Origin of the sequence: Nostoc sp. CmiVER01 (genome assembly GCF_034531135.2) — a bacterium.
Lineage (GTDB): Bacteria > Cyanobacteriota > Cyanobacteriia > Cyanobacteriales > Nostocaceae > Nostoc.
Map to the genome: position 1 here is coordinate 1 of NZ_JAVRBU020000005.1, position 24,882 is coordinate 24,882.

Here is a 24,882-nt window from a genome sequence, read left to right on the forward strand (position 1 = left end):
CGATAATGAGCGCTCCATCATATCGGGTCGCTCACAAGCTATTTTAACCAGATACAATGCGACTTGAGGGGGAAAAACTTTCTTGTCGTCCCGGTCGTTTGCCATCGTATAATCCTTCGATACCTTGCTCTATAAATCGTCTTGCCCACTTTCTGATATGACGTTCTCCCATTCCAACATACTCACTGGTTTTACAAAAAGTTTCCCCTGATGCCAACATTAATATTGCACGGGCGCGTTTTGCTAAACCCACAGGAGTTGTTGACTTACGCAGCCAACTGTTTAGTACGTCTTGTTGCTCACCAGTCATTTGAACCTGGATACTTGAGATACGTCCCTGCATGTCCGATTTTTTTTGTGCAACCCTACAGAGGATATCTTCCTCTATTTCCGACCCTTTTTTCCGGTGACTTGTACTTAGTTATGTTGATTTCACGGAAGTAGACCTGACCAGGGTGGATCTGCGCTACTGCTTATTGAACGGAATCATCTTAACTGAACGAAGCTTAATCGAAGCGGGTTAACCATCGCTGCTGTCTCATTAAAAATCCAAAATTTAAAAATCAGTCTTTTTTCAAGGCAATTTTAAATCTACTTTTTTTACTTGTTAATATTTAAATAACAATACCTCTTTGGATAGAGTAACAGCTTCTTCCATCTACCGATAGTAATAGATTATCAATGAGTTTTTTCAATTTATCTGAGCCGCTCCTCCGTGAAAAACAGCAAGAGCTAGATTTTCAAGATATTCAAGGTCTACTGTGTCTAAACTACCAAATTGGAAATTTAATCCTCTTCTCAAAGTTTTATACTCGCGTTGATCAAGCATTTATTCTCTGGGGACTCATTTCATCCGGGATTTTTGTAACCGCCCAGTTTCTACCCATTAGCTGGAGTAGTCAGGCGATTTTGTGGTCAGTGCTTACCTTATTCGGTGCGATTGGCATGGTAAGTTTAACTTGGTTTTGGGCAACTGTAGAACAGCTACGCTGGGTTGTTTATAGCTGGGGGATCTTAATCCTAGCGGGTTTAATCCTGACTGATCTAAGCATTTTTTTGGGATGGGGAGAGGTCTTGATCCGTCTGTGTCCACTATGGTTAGGATTAAGCGCTATCGGATACTTTTGCACCGGCGTAGGAATGCGTTCACGCACATTTCTTCTGATGGGGTTTATTCATTTACTGGGAATCATAGTTTTACCCTACTGCGGTGTCATGCAGTTTCTCTCAACGGGGCTAATTATGACCGTTAGTTTACTGTTACTAGCGGAATTACAGTGGGATATGCAATCTTCAAGTGATTACAAGCAATTAACACCACAACAAAAGCAGTTTAACCAAGAACAGTCCCAACGACGTCAAATGAGCAGCTAAAGTTATACAGAATTAAAACATTACTTTAGATAAGCTTGAACAATATAGCTCTCTCTTTTGGCTAGCTAGTATTTCTACCCTAGAGGAGGAGTTTTCCACTCAACTGTTAGCTATTGTAATAAATGAAAACAGACAACACTGTATGGGTGTTATGCCGCTGTGACCCATTATCGAACATCGAAGGAGAGCGACCGCAGATGTTTGAACAGTGTAAATTAAATGCGTTGACGGTGTGGAGTTTTTGTCGCTTCCTCCACTTCATTAGCACCAAGGGAAGGTTAAATTCTTCATCAGAGCGGTCTGAGGTGGTAAACGTCTTGTGTTTTTTATCTTACAAATTGATTTTGACACTCCAATCTCCTTAATTGGTTTTGAATTAAGGAGATTTTGACTATTACCGCTAGTGCAATTATCTGTTATTGGGCGTTTGTGTGTCAAAATATTCACGCCAACGACTAATTTGACCATCCCTAAAATCTACAACAATTACGTCATCAGCTTTGTTACGACGACCTGTCGCCTTTTCCGTATCTTCGTAGTACCACTCTACTGCTGCCTGGTTTGCTGCAATAATAATCCGTTGGATGACTATTTTTACATCTGAGTACTGTTGTTTAAAATGAGTAACTCCTTCTCGAATTCTTTCTTGTCCCCGCCAGCATTGACCAGGCACGATTAGTTCTCCATCAACCGTAAACAATTGTGCAAGGGTATCGACATCTTGAGCAACCCATGCATCTTTAGCTTTTTCTATTAATATCTGGATATCTTCTTGGTTCATAGACTGACTGGCAAATAAAGGTGCGCTAAAAGTTAAGCTAACAAATATAATTCCTAACACTAGCCATCGAGATAACCAAAGCATCTGGATTTCTATTCCCAAGGGTTCTAAACAAATCTATTTGGGTAAAGCTGCACCGAATAGGTAGACAAATTTATTTAATTAGGTAAAGTGCGATCGCCATCACCTCATCATGCGATCACTCTCCACACAACACTACACTATAAATTAAGATGCTCACAATAGCCTATGAACGTCACGACAACCACTTTACCTTCTACACTCAAATTGAAAATTGACTTAACTGATGAGCAATTTTTCCAGATGTGTCAGAAAAACCGCGATTATCGATTTGAGCGTACAGCATCAGGGGAATTATTAATTATGCCACCTACAGGTAGTGATACTGGCAACCGTAACTTTGATATGGTTGTTGAGTTAGGAATCTGGAATAAACAGACTAAATTAGGCAAAGGTTTTGACTCTTCAAGTGGCTTCACCTTACCTAATGGTGCAGAACGTTCTCCTGATGTTTCTTGGATAAAAATTGAGCGGTGGAATGCTTTAACCCCAGAACAACAAGAAAAATTTGCCCCGATTTGTCCTGATTTTGTAGTAGAGTTGCGTTCTCGTACTGATTCCTTAAAAGAATTGCAAGAGAAAATGCAGGAGTATATCGAAAATGGCGCTCAATTAGGCTGGTTAATCGACCGAAAAAACAAGCGAGTAGAAATTTATCGTCCAGGTAAAGATGTAGAGATATTAGACAATCCTGTTAGTTTATCAGGAGAAAATGTACTACCTGGATTTGTGTTGCATTTAGAGCAGATTATGTAACTTTATCTATTCGGATACACATGGCGCATTTCAAAGCAACTTTTTTCCCAAAGTGGTAGCAAAGTCTGTTTAGCAGCATTTAATTGAGCTTGCGAGAAAGAGATTTTCCCATTTTCAATAATTCAAATAAATGTCCGAGTTATTAAATCTGCTTTTAAACTATTCTCGTATTCACAATTATTTATTCTTGCTATTTGCTGATCTAAGCAATCTATAGTATGTTGAAAAGTCAAATTTTTCCAGTCTGTGAAATTGTTAGAAATTTATTCTTACCTATTCGTCCAATCAATTTTACGCAAATTTCCTATAATATTGTCTATGCCTGTTATGGACGAATCAGTATTACGCACCAGATTTGTATAGGCTTGAGAATATGGTTTCAAGAGCGCAGAAGCAATACTTTCTACATATAATAGCGCTTTCCGCATGGATAAGCTACAGAAATAAATAATTAATAGAGATACTCGTAGGGGCGCACATCTGGCTGTGCGCCCCTACCGATATACTACTGAACAAAGCACTAATTAAGCAAAGGCAAAAATTGGCGAATTAACCCAATTGTCACTGCTGGTAACTCTAACTGCGGTGTTAACCCCACATCTTCCAACTGTTGAAAAAATCGGATTGCTTGGGGATTAATTTCGGCAAGGCGGCGACCAATTGAGGGGCCTGTAAATTCCGACCTTTGTCCCCAAATAATGGCGGTGGGAGTGGTCAGTTGTTGAATGTAAAGGGATAAATCAAAACATAAATCGCCATGGACAAAAGAGAGTGCTGCATACTCAGCATTAGGCTGTTGGGCAGATTGTAAATAAGCATCTACAATTTCCTGGTACACTCGATTAGATTGAGCAAATTGCCGTTGTTCTAAGAAACTGCGAATACCTCCACTGGTGGCTACTCCAGTGCTGTAAAGTAAACGGTTAACAAAGGGAACGCTGATTAACTGGGCGAAAAAGCTACGAGAGTAGTCTTCGCCAAAGTCGGAAAGTCCGGCTGGTGTAGTGAGAATTAAAGATTTGAATAAATCAGGATGATCTGATGCTACTCGAATTGTAAAGGCTGCGGTCAAAGAAGAAGCGATCGCTGTTACTGGCCCGGTACAAGTCTGCTCGAAAAACTCCCGAATCGTGGTTAAATAATCTTCAATCTTATAACTCCGTGCCGGATGCTCAGACCTACCCCAACCGATTAAATCTGGCGCAATTACCCGATATTCGGCGGCAAAAGCCGGATATACTTTTGACCACTCATAAGCAGAAGACCCACCACCAAAGGCGTGCAGAAACACTAAAGTTTCCCGATCATCTTTTGTTGTAAAATTGTCCTGCCAAGGCGATCCAGTGGCTGTATAATATACCATCCTACCTAGAGAGGTATTTATAGAGCGTTGTTCAAATCCTTGTGGTTGAAACATAAGTACTTTTTGTTGACTGTAGTAATTAAATAACCTGAGTAATAAAGTAAATCAGTAGACAACTGTACACGGAGAAAGCGTTTGATAATTTATCCGCGTCACAAAAGTAAGTGAATAAGCTTATTCCTTCAATGTATCGGATGATATTACTACTCGCTGTCTTGGTCATTAGTCACTAATCATTAGTGCCCCCTTAGCGAAAATCGTGAAAAAAGTACTAATGAATAATAACTAATGATTTCTTGACTAGATTTATCCACGGCTTGAAGCTGTAGGATGAGTTAACGCATCTCCTTTGGTCACCTCAGAATACTTACTTATTTAGTTCAAACTCCTCACTCATTGTTATTATCGGCGAACCAATCACTTTAAGACTTCTTCCTAGCATCAGATTAAGTAGATATAAAATTACTGGATTACTTATAAAGATTTGGTGATTTTTTTTCCTAACAAAAAGTGACTGAGCCTTGAATTTACTGTATTACAAGGGTTTGCCGTTGTAGCAAGGATCACTAAGCCGAAAATAAAACATAAGTTTTTATGGTAGCCTATGAAGAAACTCATAAATAATTTTGAGCGTCAATAAGATTAAAAATGCTTATTTTAACAAGCTATTAATTCTAGTTAAACATGTAGAAATATAGCTTTTGATGTATTAGTAAATCTATTTATTATCTAGTAATGGTAAGGCGGGATGTTATGGTACAGGCTACTCTTCAATTAAATAAACTACCAACGATTGAAGACGCTAAATTTGCGCTTGACTTTAATATACAAAATGAAATTAAAGTTTCAGCTTGGGGGGATCAGGTGGAGTCAGCTATTGACGCTGGCAGAGTGAGTGTACCTACTTGTATTTGTTTAGACTTAGAAGACTTAAAGTGTTTTGAACCAGTAGAGTGCCAGTATGAACGCTGGGGAGTAATTTTTCACAATTCTATAGCAATACAGCCATCAAATCCAGCATTTCCAGCCTATTCAGGGCTAACAGTTTTAATGGGAGCGCCCAAAAGCGGATTCTTAGAGGCTACTTTCTTGCAGTCGGTTAATTCGGTTAGCGCCTTTGTCACTAGTTCGCAACGACTGGTGCTTTCCGCCTACGATCGCGATCGCCAACTCATCGCTCAAACTGTACTACCAAGCGCCAATCTTGCCAATTCAGACTCGGGAATTTCCCCCAATACCTTATTATCTATAACTGGGGATAACATTTACAGCGTTACCTTTTGTGCTTTTGATGGGCAATTTACCCTTGATAACTTTCGTTTTTGTCTTTAAAAATCCTTTATGAAAAAAAGTTAGGTTTAAAACCTCGCTCCTTGTGGGCGAAAAAATCCTTGTATCCCAAGGCAGGTGGAAACCCCACCTGAAGGGTCTGGCCGTATTTAATTTTGTTAGCACAGCGTAAAGCCTCTCGTAGAGAAGGCTTTACGCTGTGCTAACGGCATGGCTTCGCTTAGAGCGAGTCCGCGTTCGCTTTTAGCGTCTCGTAGAGAGCGTCATTTTAAATTTTGAATTGATTCATGCCCTTGCTCTGAGCCATTTAAAATGGTATCTTGATTTCCGCCGTGCTGTACTAGTCTACTATGCTGCCCTTAAAAACCGGGCATTTTGTGGTTTGGGTCTTCACCCTTTCTTCAACTGTAGTAAAACTTATACAATAGTTAATTTCGTAATCAAGTAGGTAAACACTGTGGCACAGGCTTCGTCTTCTTGGCAGCAATTGATCAACCAGATCCCCAATTGGAAGTGGTTGCATCCATTGTTCAAGACAAAGGGAGCAACAAAGCAGCAAACATTTAAGCACTTCTCTGGGCCTGGAGGCTTTCTTGGGTTCTTAACAATTGTCGTCGCCATGTTGTTATGGAACTGGATGCTGTTATTGGCTCTCTCAATCGGCGTTGGGATAATGGTATTGGTTTACTCAATGCAGGAGTGGGACTGGCAATTACACTGGTCTAAAATACGTAAGTTCTTAAACAGTTCAAATCGTCGGTTAGTCTTAGCAGTCATAAGTGGTGGTCTTGCTACTGTCACTACTTACATGGCCGCTGCTATTTGGGTTGATTCTTACAGTTCCTGGATTGCTGCTGGTGCTATTGTGCAAGGCGTGGGAACACTGTTAACTTTAATTTTATTGGTCTGGCAAATTGTCAACTTCTATGAAAATCGAGAAGAAGACCACCTCGATCAGTTGTTGGTAAATTTAACAGAAAAAGATCCATTAAAACGGATGATTGCCCTACGTCAACTAACTAAAATCATCAGCCGTAAGCGAGTTGATTCTTCAGTGCAGCAAGATATTGTGGAATGCTTGCAACTCCTACTCAGTCGAGAAGAAGAAGTTGCGATCAGAGAGGCAGCTTTTAAGAGTTTACAAGCCTGCGATGACCTCCGGTCGGTCAAAGACCATCGCTTACAAGTTCTACCCCCCAAAACAGCAACAACTTTCACACCCGTATCAGCCAAAGTCAAGCACCACGTTTTTTAGTCATTGGTCATTTGTCATTTGTTGTTCTCCCCTGCTCCCAATGCCCAATGCCCCATGCCCAATGCTTATTTTCGAGACAACTGTCCATTGCGAACTTGCACTACCGGATGATTGCATCGCCGTAACAATTGTTCATCGTGGGTAGTAACAATTACTGTAGCTCCAAAGGAATTTAACTTCTGGAGAATCTGAATCACTTGCCAGGAATTATCTGGATCGAGATTTCCTGTTGGCTCATCCGCCAAAAGTAGGGGTGGTGTACCAACGATCGCACGAGCAATACTCACCCGTTGTTGCTCTCCCCCAGACAGTTGATCTGGAAAGCAGTCAGCTTTACTCAGCAAACCTACCAACTTCAAGGTTGGTTTTAAGCGTCGTTGAATTTCTTTACGAGTATACCCTTGAGCTTGCAGGACAAAAGTCACATTTTCCGCTACTGTTCGCTGGGTAATCAGTTTGTAGTCTTGAAACACAATGCCAATCCGTCGCCGTAATAATGACAAGCGATCGCCTCGTAAACCCGCTACATTACATCCATCAACAATCACTTCTCCCTGCGTCGCTAACTCTTGGCCATACAGCAGTTTCAAGAGCGTTGATTTACCAGAACCACTTGGCCCTGTGATAAACAGAAATTCTCCCTTTTTTACCTCAAGGTTCGCATTTAACAAGGCGTGAGTGCCATTAGTATAAGTCTTGCTTACAGATTGCAATTGCACCTTGACAGTAGTATTACTAACATGCTGTTGAGTTTTATTGTCCTCTGTATGAACGGATTTATCTGTTTTAACTTGAGTTGTTAATACTGGCATTGTTAAATTTTCCTTATCCCCACAACCAAATAGCTTAGGGGTTTAGATTAGCTTATTCCTATCAAAAATAAGGATTCCCAGGTTTTGCCTGGGAATTGAAAATTTAACAAAGAAAATTTAAATTTTTTGAAGACTTTAATACTAACTAAGTAATAGCACTCAGAATTGGGCATTAGGCATTGGACACGGGGACACTCTTACACAGAGATAGTATTTGATCTTTTTCTGCGCCACGTCTCCTTATCCCCATGCCCCACTCTCAACTAATTGCACCCCTTGCTGTCAAACGATAAACAAAAGCTTTCACAGCAAACGCTGGCAAAGCCAACATCCGCCGCCAACGCCAAGGTTCTTGATAAAGCCGATACAACCATTCCAAATTATTATTTCCTAACCAGGCGGGAGCGCGAGTTTTAGTTCCTGACCAAATATCAAAACTACCACCAACACCAATCCAAATTGCATGAGGACACAAATGGCGGTTTTCGGCAATCCATAACTCTTGACGTGGCACTCCCAAACCGACAAAAATCACTTGTGGCTGCAATTGAGCCAGAGTTTCTCGCAATTGTGCCTCTTCTTCTGGGGAATGGTAGCCTGAGTGAGTTCCTACTATACTCAAATCTGGAATTTGCTGCTGCCAAAAATCTGCCGCAGCTAAGGCTACTCCAGGCGCTCCTCCATAGAAAAAAACCTTTGCCCCTGTCTTCTGTTGCCCGATTTCTTGCAAAAGTTTTTCTGCTAGTTCAATCCCCGGAAAACGCTGCACTTTTTGCCATAACAGCCATCGCAAATACAGAACAACCCCGGCTCCATCTGGAATCACTAGTTCAGCATTTTTAATTACTTGAGCTAGGATTTGATTCTGCTCTGCCTGCATAGTCATTTCTGCATTGAGCGTTACTACATGAATTCCTTTGCCTGCACCCAGGCATTCTAATAACCAGCCTGGATAGTTGGCCATCACATGAACTGGTATTCCTAACACTGAAAATGCTTCATTGCCTTTAGACATAACCTATTCTGGATTAACCTCACACCAGATTTACTTGAATGTTAAGTTTATCAAATTTTTTATATTAGAACTTAAGCACGAGAGATTCCCATTGCCCTGCAACAATAGAAAGCATAACTAATTAGTCTTGGGCGCTTGTAATTGAGCTGAACCAGCCCAAATTTAATTGTTGAAGTGTAATATTCTACTAAGTATAAAACGCTCAACTCGTAACTCTGGTTCTGGGAACAGAAACCCCCACTATACTACTTTGCAGTTAGTGTGGGAGTATATCACGAAACTCGACTTTCTGGTTAAGGTAGTGTAACGGTCTGAAGTTGGCTATGAGTAAAATTCGTATCGCTCTGATTGAAGATCATGACCTAACTCGTGTAGGTATTCGGACAGCACTACTGCAAAAAGATGACATTGAGGTTGTAGGTGAAGCTGCCAATGCTGCTGAGGGGATAAAGATGTTAAAAATGGTACAACCAGATATTGCTATTGTAGATATTGGTTTACCAGATAAGGATGGCATTGAACTGACACGGGAGGTAAAATCTAGTGCTAATGGGCAGCAGCTATTAACAAAGGTGTTAATTTTGACGCTGCGGGATAACAAAGAAGCTGTATTAGCAGCTTTTGCGGCTGGTGCAGACTCTTACTGTATGAAAGATATCAAGTTTGATAATTTGCTGGAAGCAATAAGAGTAACTTACAATGGCAACGCTTGGATCGATCCTGCGATCGCTCGGATTGTATTACAACAAGCGCAACAAAATCCGCAAAAGTTGGAATCAGCTTTTGTAGATACTAAGACCATTGCCTCTAACCCTGATTATGTCGAGAATTTAGAAGGAATTCAACCTTACACCCTGACAGAAAGGGAATTGGAAGTGCTACAGTTGATTGTCGAAGGTTGTAGTAATGCAGTAATTGCTGAAAGGCTTTATATCACTGTTGGGACTGTTAAAACTCACGTTCGCAACATTTTGAATAAGCTATGTGCCGATGACCGTACCCAAGCAGCAGTCCGCGCCTTGCGTTCTGGGTTAGTAGGATAAGGTTAAATTGAGTGAACAGTTATCAAGTTTTAAAACACTGATAACTGATAGCTTTTGAAAATGATTAGTTATTAATTTTTTGTTGATTCTCAGGTGGGATAAAAATTATATTATCTCGCCATTCAAATATGTGAAAAATAAAGTTAAATATGGCGGATATTGGGGTGGACAAACTTAAGCTCATGGTGGTAGATGATGAGCCAGATAACTTAGATTTACTCTACCGTACTTTTAGGCGAGATTTTCAAGTATATAAAGCCAATCATGCTTCTGGCGCTCTGGAACTCTTGGATCAGTTTGGTGAAATGGCGGTGATTATTTCTGACCAAAGAATGCCAGAAATGAATGGCACTGAATTTTTTAGTCGCACCGTAGAGCGTTTTCCAGACACGATTCGGATTTTGTTAACTGGTTTTACCGATGTCGAAGATTTGGTGGATGCAATTAACTCTGGTCAGGTATTTAAGTACATTACCAAACCCTGGAATCCTGAACGACTCAGAGCCTTAGTTGAGCAAGCCACTGATACATATCGTCTAGTTAAAAAGCGCACCCAAGAGTTGGGTCGGGCCCTACAGCGAGAATCTTTGTTTAATGCTGTAACAACGGCAATTCGAGAGTCTCTAGACTACGACAGTATGCTGCAAAAAATTGTCGTAACTATTGGACAAACATTTGAAGCTAGCAATTGTTTGCTTAGACCAGTAGAGGGCGATCGCCTCACACGAGACGAGTTTTTATACCGCGATCCAAAATACGATGTATCAGATTGCTTCTTCGACCCCAGTGTTTTAACTGAAAAAGTGCTGGAAACCCGTCATTATCAACTTGCTCAAGATGTATATGAGGGTAATCCTTCTCACCACCTAGTTGTGCCACTTAGCTATCAGCAGCATTTATTAGCTGTGCTGGTTCTCCACCAATGGGGACGCGATCGCCCTTGGCAAGACGAAGACATCCAACTAATTGCAGGTGTTGCCGAACAAGCAGCCTTAGCCCTATCTCAAGCAAAACTCTACCAGCGCCTCCAAGAAAAACAACAGCAAATTCACAATGAGTTGGAGGTAGCCCGCCAAATTCAATACAACTTGCTACGTCAAACTTTACCTGACATTAAAGGTGTGAAAGTACAAGCCTGCTGTTACCCAGCGCGGGAAGTAGGAGGCGATTTTTTTGAAGTTTTTGTCCATCCCAAAGGCGATTTGTGGTTGGCAGTGGGTGATGTCTCTGGAAAGGGTGTCCCAGCTGCTTTATTTATGGCTAGTGTTATTTCAGTTTTGCGCCGAGAATTATCTCAAGAAGCACCAGCCGAGCCAAATGTGGTCATGCAGAACCTCAACCACGCTCTCAGTGAAGACTTAATTAGCAACAATTATTTCATCACTCTTGTGTTAGCCTGTTATACCCCTAGTACTAAGGAACTTGTCTACACTAATGCTGGTCATATTTATCCACTGTTATGGTCACGTCAAGGTGCTTTAAGCGACAATCCCAATTACCTAAAAGTTCGCAGCGTTCCTTTAGGGATCTTGCCTAAGTGGCAGGCACAGTCTGGTCGCTTGGTTCTCGCTGCTGGAGACACATTATTGCTGGCCAGCGATGGAATTACAGAAGCTACAGTATCAAATAATTTTGCTTTCTCAGGAAAAACCGAGTCTGGCGTTGACCCGGTTAACCGTTCTATGCTGAATCAAGATGGTCTTTGGCAACTCTTGCAACAAGAGCAACAACCGCTTTCTCTTAACCATTTACTAGCCCGCATCCAGGCAGACAACAACGTTCAAGAAGATGATCAAACTATACTTTCACTGGAGATTTTGTAAGTAATGAAAAGTGAGCTTCAGGTACCAAGTGACTTAAGTTTTCTTAATATTGTCGAAACCTGGCTGCTGGGATGTTTGAAAATCCAGCTAGGAGAATCTGTAGACTGGTCACGACAATCAAGCCGTTTGAGGCTGGCTTTAGTAGAAGCCTACTCAAATGCAGTCCGTCATGCCCATAAGGACAAACCAAATTTACCGATTTTACTACGTTTGGAAGTTAAAAATCGGGATCTTGCCCTCGAAGTTTGGGACTACGGCGAAGGCTTTGATATGTCTGACTACTATGCTCCAAACCCGATGGAAAAACAAGAAGGTGGTTATGGTTGGCTAATTATGAATCGTCTGATGGATAAAGTAGACTATCAGTTGCAAATTGATGGTGCCAACTGTCTAAAGTTAGAAGCTACTTTACCCGAATTAGTGAAATAGACAAAAGTTATTGTTTTTTAAGTAATGTGTTATGTGAATTTACTGTATTGGATTTTGTTTGGGGTAGGATCAAACATTACCTAAGCTATTATACTTGTTTACGAGTTTTCACGACGTAAAGAAAGTAACTCTTGGGGAGAAGCTAAAAGTTTGATTTTAGTATATGAAATTTGCCGTTGTTGGTTGAGGATGAATAACCACAAGACATTCACACTACACCACGAAGTTTGTGCTTTGCCTGTTACTTGGACTTGAATCGTAGCGTTTTCTAAAGCTTCAGCTATTCCCGTGTTGGGATAAGCTTTAATGTTTTGGCCTTCTTGTTTTAAGTAGGCTGCGATCGCATGTGTTCCCACAATATCAGATTCAAATGGTGGACGCATCACACCATCTTGGGCAAATAAGGCAGCTGTTGCCTCAAATTCTCCTGCATTTAAGGTTTCAAAATAACGCAGTACACTTGTTTCTGTAATTCCTTCGATCTGGAATTCTTCTTTCAACTGTTCAGCAGAGGTCACGTCGCTTCGCTCCGAATTCAAAATTTAAAATTAACAATCTCCATAAGTTTCTTTATGGAGTTGTATTATTTTTTACGTTTATCGTAAAAATATTTGTATATGCTACCTAAATATTAATTTCAATACAAAAATAGCTAAAAAGAAACCTACTGTTGAGATAGATTGCCACATTTGTATAAATCTTCCTGACGATGGTAGAGATGTTGCAATATAGCGGTTCTGAATTGCATGGGAATACAGACCACTCGTAGGGGCACAGCATTGCTGTGCGTATAGCATGTTTTGATTCCAAACGAAAACCCCTATAAAAAAATTTATATTAGTAAGTAGGCGCAATAAAAGCAAACTGTGTGAAGAATAGTAAACAAGGCTCAAACCCCTTTTCCCCCAGCAAGAACTGCGCCCTATTCCCTGCCTTATCTCAACGATAATTATTTATACCCATTGCTTAGAATAAGCAACAAATGTTAATCAAAGGTATTTACTACGTAATGTAAAATTAAATCGCCTTTATTTAGGCAAAATCTAGATAAAAAAATGAATCAGTATTCCGTAACAAGCAGCAATATTGTGAAAGAGAAAGCCAGCGAGTTGGGCTTTCACAAGGTTGGAATTGCTGCTGTAGATAAGGTAGATACCATAGAAGCGCAGAGGTTACAAGCATGGATTGAACTGGGTTATCACGCTGATATGGAATGGATGGCTAACCCAAAACGCCAGGATATTCGCTTAGTTATGCCAGAAGCGCGATCGCTAGTGTGTGTGGCGCTAAATTACTATACGCCACATCAACGTCCAGAAGGCGAGGAATACGCCAAAATTTCTCGTTATGGCTGGGGAAGGGATTATCACAAAGTAATGCATAAAAAACTCAAGCAGCTAGCCAGATGGCTAGAATCACTTGGTGAAGGTGTATTAGCTCGTTATTATGCAGACACTGGCCCGGTGCAAGATAAAGTGTTGGCTCAACTTGCCGGAATTGGTTGGATTGCCAAAAATGGTAATGTGATTACACGGGAATATGGCTCTTGGGTCTTTTTGGGAGAAGTGTTGACTAATTTGGAATTAGAGAGCGATCGCCCCCATACAGAACACTGCGGTAGCTGTACTCGTTGTCTTCAGGCTTGTCCTACAGGTGCAATTACCCAGCCTTTTGTCGTCGATGCCAATCGTTGTATTGCTTATCATACGATTGAAAATCGGGCAGAGGAATTGCCAGAGACAGTAATACCCAATTTGCAAGGCTGGGTTGCTGGTTGTGATATTTGCCAAGATGTTTGTCCTTGGAATCAACGTTTTGCTAACACAACTGATATTGAAGAGTTTCAGCCAAATCCTGCGAATATTGCCCCCCACCTGCTAGAATTAGCCAAAATCTCAGTTCAGGAGTGGGATAAACGATTTCCAGCATCTGCCTTGCGGCGGATTAAGCCAGAAATGTTACGACGCAACGCCCTAGCTAATCTTGACGCATCCAGGCGAAATAATGACCCCGAAAGTAATTATTTTTGATTTTGATGGCACTATTGCTGATACAGTAGATGCCCTTGTAAGTATTGCCAATCGTCTAGCTGTAGACTTTGGTTTTAGACACATAAGCCCAGAGCAATTATCCTTCCTTAAAAACTTAACATCTAGGGAAATCATTAAATACTCAGGAGTTTCTCTATTTAAGATACCTTTTTTAGTTAAAAAAGTTAAAGGAGAATTAAAAAACAAAATCCCAGAATTAAAGCCAATTCCGGGAATTAAAGAAGCATTAATAGAACTCCAAAATGAAGGATATAAATTGGGAATTATCACTTCTAATTCTAAAGACAATGTGACGCAATTTCTGACGATTAATGATTTAAATCACTTATTTGATTTTATCTACTCAGGAATTACGATTTTTGGTAAAACAACCATAATTAATAATGTATTAAGGCAAAATCAACTCCAACCTCAAGAAGTGATTTATGTTGGAGATGAAACCAGAGATATCGAAGCATCAAAGAAAGCAAACATCCAAGTAATTGCAGTAACTTGGGGCTTTAATTCACCGGAAGTACTAGCCAAGCAAAATCCAGATTATTTAATTCAGCGACCTAGCGAACTACTAGAAGTGATGAATAATGGTCATTAGTCATTAGTCATTAATCATTGGTCATCTCAAGTATTGGCGATTCACTAAAACAGTAGGGTGGGCCATGTATATCAATGCCCACCCTACAAAATAGCAAAATATCAGGAAAACTTAATTTTTCCGTTCACCCTTTTCCAAAGCTTGTTCTACTAGATCATCACTGACATTAGTTACACCCTCAGTCTTAGTATTCCCAACTTCCTTGGCTAACTCTGAATAATCATCGGGATTACCAGTTGGCTGCGTTTGAGTTTTTGTCTCTACTGGTTTAGAGGTTTTATATTGAGGTGCAGTGGCTGCATCGGCTGCTGCTGCGCCTTTACCTGTGCGATCAACTTCACTAACGCTGAATTGTTGTGCAGTTGCATAATCAGCATCAAAATCGACGTTTGGCGCATTTTCTTCACCACTAGCTATGCTATCGGCAGCTAATTGAGCATCATGGGTGGGAGCTTCATTAACATTGGGCTTTATTTCATCAGGCATAATTAAAATCCTTAAGTTAAATTTTTTATTGCTTACTTAAAAAAGTATAACAAAGTAATTAACTCTTTACTTGCTCCCAAGGGAGAGGCTTTACCTCTATTAAAAGATAGATTAAAGCTGCAATTTGAAATTAATATAACTCTTTCTCTTGATAGTAGAATCCGATGCTCAAACTTTGGTAAGCCTTAGTTTAGTGTGTAAAATTTCTTTGGAAATAAAATTATGACTGCAAGTTACGATAAAGATATTTCTCAAGCCCAGAGCAATGAATCTCAAAATTTGGTAGATGCGTTTAATAAGTTGGATACCGATGCAAAATTAGCCTGGTTCTATTTAGTTTATAAAAAAATGGGTGATTCTATCACACCAGCTGCTCCTGCTGCGGCGGAACCTGAGTTAGCACCACTTCTGCTAGGAGATTATTTTGAGTTATCAGATGAAGAACAATTAGATATTATGCGGGATATAGTTAACCGCAAAGATACAGAATATTCTCGTGCTTATGGGGCGATAAAAGAAAACAATCAGCTGTTAGTTTGGTATGCTTGGGCAGTAGCTATGGGAGATAAGGTAGTTGACCTACCAGCTAGCTATCAACCAACTAAGGCAATTACTGATCTGGTTTCCCAGATTGAAAAATTAGATTTTGACGAGCAAATTTCGGTGTTTCGGACAATATCTGGTGAAGTGGGTTACACCGATGTTAAGCCAATTGAGACGCAAGCAGAAACTGGAAAAACGTCAAGTTTGTAATCGTTACTGGCGACTACCGCAAGGCGAAAGTCAAAAATCACGTATGCTTTAATTATGGGCTTTTTGGCTGTGAAATCGCTATTGCATAAACTCTCGTTCGCCTACCCTGTGAGAAAGCCAAAGGTAGGCGGACTTTAATAAGCTATGACATAGCAACGCTACTTAAGTCAGATGGTGTCAGATTAGAGTGTACTACTTGACCATCACGGAACCAAACGATGCGCTGGGTTTGACGAGCAACTTCTGGTTCATGAGTTACCATGACAACGGTAATTCCACTAGCATTGAGTTCGCTAAAAATATCTAAGACTTCTTGGGTTGTGCGCGAATCAAGTGCACCTGTGGGTTCATCGGCTAAGAGTACTACGGGATGATTAACGATCGCCCGCGCGATCGCAACTCGTTGTTGTTGTCCACCAGATAGTTGAGTTGGTTTGTTGTTGAGGCGATTTGCTAAACCTACCTTTGTCAAAGCTTCGATGGCGCGATCGCTTCTTTCTTTTGGGTTCACACTAGCATATACCATTGGCAACATCACGTTTTCTAGGGCTGTTAATTGGGGCAACAAATGGAATTGTTGAAACACAAACCCCAGCTTTTTATTACGGATGTGTGCCAATGAGCGATCGTCTATTTGAGCTACATCGAGGTTATCTAAGTAATAATGTCCGTCTGTGGGACGGTCGAGACAACCGATAATATTCATGGCTGTGGATTTACCAGAACCAGAAGGCCCCATGATTGCACAATATTCGCCCTGTTCCACGATTAGGTTGACATCATTTAGCGCTCGTACTTCTGTTTCACCACTACCATAAATTTTAAAAATGTTTTCTAGTCGAATGATTGCTGGTTTTGGTACAGCATTAGGAAATAGGGAATCGGTAATTGTAATAGTGTTTGCCATAAAAAAATAAGTAATCTGGGACTGAGAAGAGAGTAATTTATTATACAATTTTGGATTTTGGATTTTAGATTGTGAACACCAGTGCATCTCGTAAAGAAAGAGTTGCTGGTAATTGCTTTGAGCGCTCCATCTATTGTAATTACTGCTCAAATTAGTATTATCTAATTATTACTATAGTAACCACTATTACAAGATAAATTATCGGGTTGTTGTTACGCTCGCCGTACTGTTGGGAACAAACTTCGTGATCTCAGCACGGAGGATATCACCTAAATCTGCGATCGCAACTACAGAGGTTTTTGTTTGGGAAATTACTAGCTGCAAATTCATAACGTAAAATGCGAAAAAGCACCTAACAACTTTTGGATGCTACTTTGGAAGTAATCAAAAGAGAAACTATTTTAGTCTTCTGTAACATTTGGGTTCTAGTTTAAAGACGGAACAATGACACAAGCCAACTTATCCCAAACTCTAGCCGTCAATATTCCACCCACACTTACACTCACAGTTACCCATGAGCAGTTTGTTCAGTTAGCACTGGTTAACCGAGATTTACAATTAGAACGAACTGCTACGGGAGAGTTGATTGTTATGCCACCAACCGGCAGCGATACAGGAAAGCGAAACTTTGATATTGCCGGACAACTTTGGTTATGGAACCGTCAAACAAAATTAGGTGTAGCTTTTGACTCATCTACTGGGTTTTATTTACCTAATGGAAGCGATCGCTCTCCTGATGCTGCTTGGATACGTCAAGAAAGATGGGATGCTCTGACTCTAGAACAGCAAGAAATTTTTGCTCCAATTTGCCCTGATTTCGTACTAGAACTACGTTCTAAAAATGACTCCATAGAAAAGTTACGCGCCAAAATGAGAGAATATATAGAAAATGGCGCTTGCTTAGGTTGGTTAATTGACCGGAAAAATCAAAAGGTAGAAATTTATCGCCCAAGTCGGGATGTAGAAGTTTTGAATAAACCAGCAAATCTGTCAGGGGAAGATATCTTACCTGGGTTTGTGTTGGATTTAACCGAAGTATGGAGTTGACCGAAGAGGCAGGAGTAGGGGAGGCAGAGGGAGCAGGGGAAGCAGGGGAAGCAGGGGGAGAGAAAAAACTGAACTGTATTGGGTTTTACCCCACCCTAACCACTGCTTGAATTCAATAAACGACCACCCGAATTCAATAAACGACTACCCGAATTTAATAAACGACTACCCGAATTCAATAAACGACCACCTAAATTCAACGAAGAGGCAGGGGGCAGGGAGCGAGGGAAAATTACCCCTGACTCCTGCCGTAGAATGAAGGGGGAAACATGTTCTTACGTTCCCCACTTCAAAAAGCGTGGTTCTCGAACTGATTGGGTTGAATTCCCTTTCTGTTCTATAAAGCTTAATTTCTCGAACCGCCAAGACGCCAAGAGCGCCGAGAATTCGTAGAGTGTGCGTAAGTCCTAATATTATTTATTGCGTAAATTCTCAAAACCTTACCTGAAAGCTTATTTACTAAGGTCTCGCTTTGTAGTCTGCTGAAGAAATTTGACTGTGGCTAAAGTCACCCATTCAGGTGAGGACATACAGATATGTAACACGTATTATGAAGGAAGATTAAGCAACTATGAAGCTAACTATGCGTCTAGTTGTTAGTTTATTAATAAAGATTTAATCCAAAAATTTTAACAACACCGTATTCCTGCACTTGCCCTTTAATATTTATGTCCGCTCAATTAAGCATAGTTAAGAGGAAGCCCCAACCACTCCCCATAAGCGCGGAGGGGAGCAAAAGCGCAGCTGTTTGCTCTGAAGGGGTGGTTTTACTATGGGCAGCTAGGCATCATCAATATAACTACAGGCTACTCCCATAAAACAAGATTTATAGGCTTCTAGATATGGCTACCTACATAGAAATTCCTGTTGTTGGCAAAGTTAAATATCCATTACGCTGGCTGATGGGGCTGATAGCAGGGGGTGTCTTGGTTGTTGGTACAGCCACAACCTATACTCTGGTAAATCAAGGGGCAAATAAAGAAGACATTGCTCAATTAACTGTGCCAGTAGCAGCGAAAAATGTCACGTTGCGGATTACAGCTAGTGGCAAAGTCGTGCCAGTTCAGACCGTAAATATTAGTCCGAAAAATCCTGGAGTGCTGTCGCAATTATATGTCCAACAAGGCGATCGCATTCAACAAGGGCAAATTCTCGCCCGCATGGATAGCGCAGGTATTGAGGCTCAAAGGAGCCAGTACCGTGCTAACTTAGCCCAAAGTCAAGCGCAACTTGCCGAAGCCCTTGCTGGTAGTCGTCCTCAAGAAATTGCTCAAGCTAAGGCGCGGTTAGCACAAGCTCAAGCCCAGCTAACCCAAGCTAAAGTCGGTAATCGTCCCCAAGAAATTGCTCAAGCTCAATCCCAAGTTGATGCAGCTCAAGCTAAGGTGAATTACACCAATGAACAGGTAAAGCGTTATCAATATCTATATCAACAGGGAGCAGAGAAAAAACAATTATTCGATCAAGCCCTCAGTGAAGACAAAAGTGCTAGAGCCAATTTAGAAGAAGCTAAAAAAAGATTGTCGCTAGTCCAAAGTGGTAGTCGGACTGAAGAAATTGCCCAACGTCAAGCAGCAGTTAATGAAGCACGGGCAGCATTGATACTGTTAGAAGATGGGACTCGTTCTGAAGAAATTGTCCAGCGTCAAGCAGCTGTTGAAGCGGCTAAGGCTCAGTTGAAGGGTGTACAAGTGCAGTTGGAAGATACAATTATTCGCGCTCCTCTTTCAGGAATTGTTACCCAAAAGTATGCCGATCCTGGGGCGTTTGTTACACCCACAACTTCTGCTTCTACTAGTGCATCGGCAACTTCTAGTTCAATTGTCGCCGTAGCACGGGGGTTAGAAATATTAGCTCAAGTTCCTGAAGCCGATCTTGGCAGAATTAAACCCGGACAACAGGTGGAAATTGTCGCTGATGCTTATCCCGATCAAGTTTTCAAAGGTCATGTGCGCCTAATTGCTCCAGAAGCAGTAGTAGAACAAGGTGTGACATCCTTCCAGGTGCGGGTTGCTTTGGATACTGGTGCAGATAAACTGCGTTCTGGCTTAAATGTGGATCTGACCTTTCTTGGCGATCGCGTCAATAATGCCTTGGTGTTACCAACGGTGTCAATCGTCACCGAAAAGGGTCGAACTGGTGTACTTGTACCTGATGCAAAGAATAAACCCCAATTCCGCGAAGTAACAATTGGGGCGCAAATTCAAAACCAAACTCAGATTTTAGATGGAGTTAAAGAAGGCGATCGCATTTTTGTTAATCCACCTAAAGACTACAAAATTGAGAAGGCGAAAGAACAACAAAATAAATAATCCCAAATTGCGATAAGCAAGTTCGTAGTAAAGACTTTAGTCTTTATTTTTTCAACACTTTAGTGCTGACTACAAACCCTAATAACTCGAACAGCCTTTTAATAAAAACTTTTAATCCAAAATTGGCATGAATTTTTTAGAAAGTATTCAAATGGCGGGGAAAACCCTGTTGTCGAATAAGCTGCGTAGCGCCCTCACTATGCTGGGTATAGTTATTGGCAATGCCTCAGTGATTGCCATGATTGGCATTGGCGAAGGTGGGCAAAAATACGTTAATAAACAACTGGAGTCATTAGGGCCAAATGTGCTTTTTATACTGCCAGGTAATCGAGAGACTCAGCGTATATCTTTTGAAGTACCAAAAAATTTGGTGTTACAAGATGCGGAAGCGATCGCCTCTCAAGTACCAACAGTAGTAGGAGTTGCGCCGGAGTTAAACAGGAGACAAGTAGTTGTATACCGCAACAGAAACACCGATGTTAACATTATTGGTACAACTCCGAGCTTTCTATCAGTGCGGGATTTTGAAACTGATAAAGGCAGGTTTTTCTCTGAGGTAGACATTAAACGAAGTAACCAAGTTGTTGTGTTAGGTGGAGACTTAGCAGAAAAACTATTCGGTAATAGTAACGCTATCGGTCAACAATTACGCATTGGAAATACCAGCTTTCAAGTTATTGGGACATTAATAACCAAAGGTTCCAGCGTGGGAGCAGATTATGATGATGCTGCTTTAATACCAATCACGACTTCAGCAAACCGACTTGTGGGAAAGAATTCTCCTTATGGTATCGCCTTAGATTATTTTGTCGCTGCGGCTCGTGATTCAGATAGTGTGGATGCAGCAGAGTTTCAAATTACTAATTTGTTGCGTCTACGGCACAAAATTAATGGTGAAGACGACTTTACTATCCGTTCTCAAAAGGATGCTTTGCAAACTGTCGGTCAAATTACAGGTGCATTGACAATAATGCTAGCAGCGATCGCTGGCATATCTTTATTTGTCGGCGGCATTGGTATCATGAATATTATGCTTGTCTCCGTCACCGAACGCACTCAAGAAATCGGATTGAGAAAAGCGATCGGCGCAACTGAGCAAGATATTTTGCTACAGTTCATCATTGAGGCTGTAATAGTTTCCGCAGCTGGCGGTTTAGTTGGGACTGCGGTTGGTATAAGTGGCATTCTATTAGTAGCAGCCTTGACTCCCTTAGAAGCGGCACTTTCTCCAGCAGCGATCGCTATGGCAGTTGGTGTCTCTGGTGGTATCGGTTTATTCTTTGGTGTTGTTCCTGCACGTCGCGCTGCTAAACTCGACCCGATTGTGGCCTTAAGAAGTGCTTAGTGAGCAACAAGCTTATCGCAAGCCACCCCATCCTTACGCTTAATCGCATCCAGTTCTGATCGGATTTATAACTCCTCCCGTATAAAAGAATCATAATCCTGTCCTCCGTAAAAAGCGCCGTGGATGATTACCCGATCAGGTTCTACGGAAAAAGCGATTGTTACCCGCTTGGCATACCCGATAATCCGCAAATTCGGTCTGAGATCATCGCGTTTGGTTCCGCGTTCTGGGAAGGTGGAAAGACTCTGGCAAAAGGCAATGATGCCACTGATGTAATGCTCTGCCTGTTACTCCCCGCCACGGTCAGCGATATAGGCGTAGAGACTGCCAAGTTGTTGCTCTGCCCGTGGCGAGAAGATGACGCTGTATTGTTTCATCTAGCGTTACTCTGCTGTTGTCCGCTTCCGGTACTGGGAGCGGATACGCGCTATAACCTGTTCTGCGGGGACACCCAGCGTTGCATCAGCTTCACATTCGTCATAGCTTTTAACAACTTCTTCGCGCAGCCACTTTTCTATAGCAGCGTCACGCGCCTGGAGAGTACGCAGACCATCCCGGATAACTTCACTTTCTGTAGCATATTCGCCAGAGGTGACTTTAGCCTTGACCATCTCCAACATGTCATGGGGCAATGTGATAGTGAGTGCCTGTGTCGTTCTCATAAGAAATTCTCCTGCTTAAAGCTAACTTCTCAAAGTGTATGATTTAATAATACACTTTTGAAAGCATGCTTAAGGCTTGAGAATCAATCTAAAATCTAAAATCCAAAATTGTCTGGCTTTTTCAAAACTACATGGAAAGAATTTAAATATCCCGTAATGGTTTTAGCTAATGTCTTTTGCTGTTTTTTTGTAGTTATTGCCATTACTTGATATAATCTTCCTTCGGCAACATACATTCTACTTCTAGTAATTTTCCCTCCAGAATTGATATACTCAATTTCTTTACCAGGATGATTATTGGAACTACGAATATTTCTTTGACTAATTAAATTACTTTTTGTAGTCTTTAAAGCCATATCCCGTGCATTATTAAGTAAAGCTTGGGGATCAGTTACTTGACCATAACTATAAGGAAAATCATTGTAAGCAACTACATAAGCTACTTGCTGTTTTGGTGGTTGAGCGACAAATATTTGTAAGGTAATTTCCCCCATGTAAGTTTTTTGGTATTGAGTATTTCTGTTGGGGTTTCCCGGCATCAAAATACTAAAGCGTCCATCTGGTGCAGTGTATAACTTCCATTTTGGCTGCACGGGTTGAGAAACCTTTGGTTTAACAACAGTCGCCGGAAGTTTGGGTTGAGAAACCTTTGGTTTAACAACAGCCGTAGTAGGTTTGGGTTGACGCGCTTCCACAAAAACAGAGCCACCACAAACGAGTGTGGCGGCGATTAGTGGCAACAGACTTTTAATTGTCATATTTTTTGCCTTTTGAGATGCCGATCTCACTGATGATGCTAGCTGTTATAACCTAGCAGCACATAAAGCAGCACCTATTAGCCCTACTTGTGGGTTGAGGATAATATACACGGGGATCTCTTCAAGGAGGCGGCGCATCCTGCCTTTTTGGGTGAAATTTAATAAGAAATCGTTGTTTTGAATTAAGGGCAGGATTTTGGGCGCAATTCCACCAGCAATATATAAACCACCATAAGGTAGGAGTTTCAGGGCAAGATTGCCAGCTTCTGCACCGTAAGCCTCTACAAATAATTGCAAAGTTTGTTCACAGAGGCGATCGCGTTTTTCTAGTGCAGCTTTACCAATGACAGCACCAGGATCAACACTTTTCTCTTCTTGTCCGGCTTCTTGTTCCCAAGTTCTGACGACTTGGGCAATATCTGGTGATTCGGCGGCAATTTTGCGATCGCGCAGAAATTGGTAAATTGCCACAATTCCCATTCCAGAAACCACGCGTTCTACAGAAACGCGTTGGATATCATGTTTACCTAACAGGTATCTCAACAGTTGAAACTCGATCTCGTTTCGAGGGGCAAAGTCAGCATGTCCACCTTCTGAGGGAAAGACTTGATAGCGGTTCCCCTGCTTAATTAAAAATCCTTGTCCTAAACCAGTACCAGCACCAATAATTCCAATAGGGGTTTCGGGTTGAGGTTTGCCAACTTGCAATGTCAGCAAGTCTTCTTTTTGTAAACCTGAAATGCCATAGCCAACGGCGGCGAAGTCGTTAATCAAAGAAATATGCGGGATACCCAATTCTTTTTCTAAACGTTCGGTATCTAGGAACCAGGCTAAATTGGTCAGTTTGGCAGTATTTTTGACAATGGGGCCTGCGATCGCAAAACAAGCCTTTTCTGGTATAGATGTATTTGCTTTAACCAAAAACTGCTGCACTATCGGTACTAAATCAGGAAAATCGGCACTGTGGTAACTTTCCTGATAAATAGTATGTATTGCTGATGAGTCTGATGTTTCAACCAATTGCAGAATAGTTTTCGTACCGCCGATGTCTCCTGCTAGTAACAAAGTCATAGAATTTATTGGTGAATTAAATTACTTTTTTTGTAAGATATACCCAACCTAGCAGAAGTCATGAACCCAAATCTCTATCAGAGGTTTAAGCAAATCGAATAACTTCTTCTATGTGGGTTAAATGGGAAGTATCTCCTTTTAGTTCTAATAACCATTCTGGATCTTCGCGTACCACTTTTACTAAGGAACATAGAGAAGCCTTAACTTCTGTTTTGGCAATTTCCCCTACTAACCCCATTGCTCCGCCCAACACAGATGCGCCATGTGCCACTAGCAAGATATCCTCTGGGAAGAACTCAGTAGCTAAACATCTCGCAGTTTGCCCAGAACGTTCTCGCACTTTTTCGTGAGTTTCAGGATATTTGGCGGCGATGCGGGAAGTGTAACTGGTGTCAATTCTAGGGAATAACTTTGCTAATGCTGGAGTTGAGAGTCTTTCGGGTTCTTCTGTCATCCAAACTGGATTTAGCCATTCACTCAAGCCTGTTTCGAGTTTGATTGGCAAGTTGAGCATTTCTGCAACTGCGTTCGCCGTTTGTACGGTTCGCAGGAAAGGAGAAGCGAAAATATGTCCAATCTTTTCTCCTTTCAATCGTCTAGCTAACTGTTGTGCCTGCACCATACCATCATCAGACAAGGGCGGATCATAGCGTCGTTCGGCGGTGAGGAACCAATCAGGGTTTACGAAGTCGAGGCGGTTAGCGTGTCTTGCTATCCAAACTATTTGACTCATGGGTTTAATTATTCCGGTGAATAGAATTCGCCGCTAAACAAATATATAGATATCTGCAAGGAGGGCTGCAAATATTAATATATGACAAAAATCGTAATAATATTTAATAATAATGATGATTAGGAAAAGTTATAAATGCTATC

27 protein-coding genes are annotated in these 24,882 nt (G+C 41.2%); 14 read left to right on the top strand and 13 right to left on the bottom strand.

The genetic code is table 11. From position 1 onward, the window contains the following. Positions 1-43 precede the first annotated feature (43 nt). Positions 44-343, bottom strand: coding sequence for a helix-turn-helix domain-containing protein (locus tag RMZ43_RS08850; protein ID WP_428850712.1), 300 nt, complete (start codon positions 341-343; stop codon positions 44-46). Positions 344-681: 338 nt separating this feature from the next. On the opposite strand from RMZ43_RS08850, the gene RMZ43_RS08855 reads away from it, so the two are divergent. Continuing rightward, a complete protein-coding gene (locus tag RMZ43_RS08855; protein WP_322653870.1) occupies positions 682-1,374 on the top strand; it encodes a hypothetical protein in 693 nt (230 codons plus the stop codon). A gap of 409 nt (positions 1,375-1,783) precedes the next feature. Here RMZ43_RS08855 and RMZ43_RS08860 read toward each other — a convergent pair whose 3' ends face one another. Beyond that, positions 1,784-2,239 (bottom strand): nuclear transport factor 2 family protein, encoded by a 456-nt coding sequence (locus RMZ43_RS08860; RefSeq protein ID WP_322649989.1) that lies wholly within the window; start codon positions 2,237-2,239, stop codon positions 1,784-1,786. A gap of 165 nt (positions 2,240-2,404) precedes the next feature. On the opposite strand from RMZ43_RS08860, the gene RMZ43_RS08865 reads away from it, so the two are divergent. Further along, complete coding sequence (locus RMZ43_RS08865) at positions 2,405-2,992, top strand: Uma2 family endonuclease (RefSeq protein WP_322653871.1); 588 nt, start codon at positions 2,405-2,407, stop codon at positions 2,990-2,992. Positions 2,993-3,512: 520 nt separating this feature from the next. Here the strand turns inward: RMZ43_RS08865 and RMZ43_RS08870 are convergent. Then, positions 3,513-4,409 carry an alpha/beta fold hydrolase gene (locus RMZ43_RS08870; protein ID WP_322653872.1) on the bottom strand — a complete coding sequence of 299 codons (897 nt, stop codon included), beginning with the start codon at positions 4,407-4,409 and terminating at the stop codon, positions 3,513-3,515. 699 nt (positions 4,410-5,108) lie between these two features. Between RMZ43_RS08870 and RMZ43_RS08875 the strand changes: the two genes are divergently transcribed. Together RMZ43_RS08875 and RMZ43_RS08880 are read left to right on the top strand one after the other, a co-directional pair. Further along, on the top strand, positions 5,109-5,687 hold the full coding sequence (locus RMZ43_RS08875; protein WP_416212443.1) for a hypothetical protein: 579 nt from the start codon (positions 5,109-5,111) through the stop codon (positions 5,685-5,687). A gap of 415 nt (positions 5,688-6,102) precedes the next feature. Next, on the top strand, positions 6,103-6,900 hold the full coding sequence (locus RMZ43_RS08880) for an armadillo-type fold-containing protein (protein WP_322649992.1): 798 nt from the start codon (positions 6,103-6,105) through the stop codon (positions 6,898-6,900). Positions 6,901-6,965: 65 nt separating this feature from the next. On the opposite strand, the gene ftsE is transcribed toward RMZ43_RS08880, so the two are convergent. Together ftsE and RMZ43_RS08890 are read right to left on the bottom strand one after the other, a co-directional pair. After that, complete coding sequence (ftsE, locus tag RMZ43_RS08885) at positions 6,966-7,712, bottom strand: cell division ATP-binding protein FtsE (RefSeq protein WP_322649993.1); 747 nt, start codon at positions 7,710-7,712, stop codon at positions 6,966-6,968. Between the two features lie 259 nt (positions 7,713-7,971). After that, complete coding sequence (locus RMZ43_RS08890) at positions 7,972-8,727, bottom strand: WecB/TagA/CpsF family glycosyltransferase (protein ID WP_322653874.1); 756 nt, start codon at positions 8,725-8,727, stop codon at positions 7,972-7,974. Positions 8,728-9,050: 323 nt separating this feature from the next. Here RMZ43_RS08890 and RMZ43_RS08895 point away from each other — a divergent pair, with 323 nt between their 5' ends. From RMZ43_RS08895 to RMZ43_RS08905, 3 genes are all read left to right on the top strand, one after another. Continuing rightward, a complete protein-coding gene (locus RMZ43_RS08895; protein WP_322649995.1) occupies positions 9,051-9,770 on the top strand; it encodes a response regulator transcription factor in 720 nt (239 codons plus the stop codon). Positions 9,771-9,919: 149 nt separating this feature from the next. Beyond that, positions 9,920-11,593: a SpoIIE family protein phosphatase gene (locus RMZ43_RS08900; protein ID WP_322649996.1), complete on the top strand. Its 1,674-nt coding sequence runs from the start codon at positions 9,920-9,922 to the stop codon at positions 11,591-11,593. Positions 11,594-11,596: 3 nt separating this feature from the next. After that, positions 11,597-12,022: an ATP-binding protein gene (locus tag RMZ43_RS08905; protein WP_322653875.1), complete on the top strand. Its 426-nt coding sequence runs from the start codon at positions 11,597-11,599 to the stop codon at positions 12,020-12,022. 98 nt (positions 12,023-12,120) lie between these two features. On the opposite strand, the gene RMZ43_RS08910 is transcribed toward RMZ43_RS08905, so the two are convergent. After that, complete coding sequence (locus RMZ43_RS08910) at positions 12,121-12,540, bottom strand: ketosteroid isomerase family protein (protein WP_322653876.1); 420 nt, start codon at positions 12,538-12,540, stop codon at positions 12,121-12,123. A 537-nt stretch (positions 12,541-13,077) separates the two neighbouring features. Between RMZ43_RS08910 and queG the strand changes: the two genes are divergently transcribed. Next, complete coding sequence (gene queG / locus RMZ43_RS08915) at positions 13,078-14,052, top strand: tRNA epoxyqueuosine(34) reductase QueG (RefSeq protein ID WP_322653877.1); 975 nt, start codon at positions 13,078-13,080, stop codon at positions 14,050-14,052. Next, entirely contained in the window at positions 14,027-14,665 is a 639-nt protein-coding gene (locus RMZ43_RS08920) for an HAD-IA family hydrolase (protein ID WP_322653878.1), read from the top strand. The genes queG and RMZ43_RS08920 overlap by 26 nt, the downstream gene beginning before the upstream one ends. Positions 14,666-14,776: 111 nt before the next feature. On the opposite strand, the gene RMZ43_RS08925 is transcribed toward RMZ43_RS08920, so the two are convergent. Beyond that, positions 14,777-15,151 (bottom strand): hypothetical protein, encoded by a 375-nt coding sequence (locus RMZ43_RS08925; protein ID WP_322653879.1) that lies wholly within the window; start codon positions 15,149-15,151, stop codon positions 14,777-14,779. 222 nt (positions 15,152-15,373) lie between these two features. Here RMZ43_RS08925 and RMZ43_RS08930 point away from each other — a divergent pair, with 222 nt between their 5' ends. Beyond that, positions 15,374-15,904: an orange carotenoid protein N-terminal domain-containing protein gene (locus tag RMZ43_RS08930; protein ID WP_322653880.1), complete on the top strand. Its 531-nt coding sequence runs from the start codon at positions 15,374-15,376 to the stop codon at positions 15,902-15,904. A gap of 142 nt (positions 15,905-16,046) precedes the next feature. Here the strand turns inward: RMZ43_RS08930 and RMZ43_RS08935 are convergent, their stop codons facing one another. Together RMZ43_RS08935 and RMZ43_RS08940 are read right to left on the bottom strand one after the other, a co-directional pair. Next, complete coding sequence (locus RMZ43_RS08935; protein WP_322653881.1) at positions 16,047-16,811, bottom strand: ABC transporter ATP-binding protein; 765 nt, start codon at positions 16,809-16,811, stop codon at positions 16,047-16,049. Between the two features lie 198 nt (positions 16,812-17,009). Further along, complete coding sequence (locus RMZ43_RS08940) at positions 17,010-17,141, bottom strand: hypothetical protein (RefSeq protein WP_322653882.1); 132 nt, start codon at positions 17,139-17,141, stop codon at positions 17,010-17,012. Positions 17,142-17,255: 114 nt separating this feature from the next. Here RMZ43_RS08940 and RMZ43_RS08945 point away from each other — a divergent pair, with 114 nt between their 5' ends. From RMZ43_RS08945 to RMZ43_RS08960, 4 genes are all read left to right on the top strand, one after another. Next, on the top strand, positions 17,256-17,858 hold the full coding sequence (locus RMZ43_RS08945; RefSeq protein WP_322653883.1) for a Uma2 family endonuclease: 603 nt from the start codon (positions 17,256-17,258) through the stop codon (positions 17,856-17,858). Between the two features lie 842 nt (positions 17,859-18,700). Further along, positions 18,701-20,170, top strand: coding sequence for an efflux RND transporter periplasmic adaptor subunit (locus tag RMZ43_RS08950; RefSeq protein WP_322653884.1), 1,470 nt, complete (start codon positions 18,701-18,703; stop codon positions 20,168-20,170). A gap of 127 nt (positions 20,171-20,297) precedes the next feature. Next, positions 20,298-21,515: an ABC transporter permease gene (locus tag RMZ43_RS08955; RefSeq protein WP_322653885.1), complete on the top strand. Its 1,218-nt coding sequence runs from the start codon at positions 20,298-20,300 to the stop codon at positions 21,513-21,515. A gap of 123 nt (positions 21,516-21,638) precedes the next feature. Continuing rightward, positions 21,639-21,791, top strand: a complete 153-nt coding sequence (locus tag RMZ43_RS08960; RefSeq protein WP_322653886.1) for a hypothetical protein — start codon at positions 21,639-21,641, stop codon at positions 21,789-21,791. 107 nt (positions 21,792-21,898) lie between these two features. On the opposite strand, the gene RMZ43_RS08965 is transcribed toward RMZ43_RS08960, so the two are convergent. The 4 genes from RMZ43_RS08965 to RMZ43_RS08980 form a co-directional block, all read right to left on the bottom strand. Further along, positions 21,899-22,177 (bottom strand): type II toxin-antitoxin system ParD family antitoxin, encoded by a 279-nt coding sequence (locus RMZ43_RS08965; protein WP_322653887.1) that lies wholly within the window; start codon positions 22,175-22,177, stop codon positions 21,899-21,901. Between the two features lie 95 nt (positions 22,178-22,272). Then, positions 22,273-22,935 carry a hypothetical protein gene (locus RMZ43_RS08970; RefSeq protein WP_322653888.1) on the bottom strand — a complete coding sequence of 221 codons (663 nt, stop codon included), beginning with the start codon at positions 22,933-22,935 and terminating at the stop codon, positions 22,273-22,275. 45 nt (positions 22,936-22,980) lie between these two features. Then, on the bottom strand, positions 22,981-24,006 hold the full coding sequence (locus RMZ43_RS08975; protein WP_322653889.1) for a glucokinase: 1,026 nt from the start codon (positions 24,004-24,006) through the stop codon (positions 22,981-22,983). An 85-nt stretch (positions 24,007-24,091) separates the two neighbouring features. Continuing rightward, the gene (locus tag RMZ43_RS08980; RefSeq protein ID WP_322650009.1) at positions 24,092-24,739 is read right to left on the bottom strand and encodes a histidine phosphatase family protein; all 648 of its coding nucleotides are present in this window, start codon (positions 24,737-24,739) and stop codon (positions 24,092-24,094) included. Positions 24,740-24,882 lie beyond the last annotated feature (143 nt).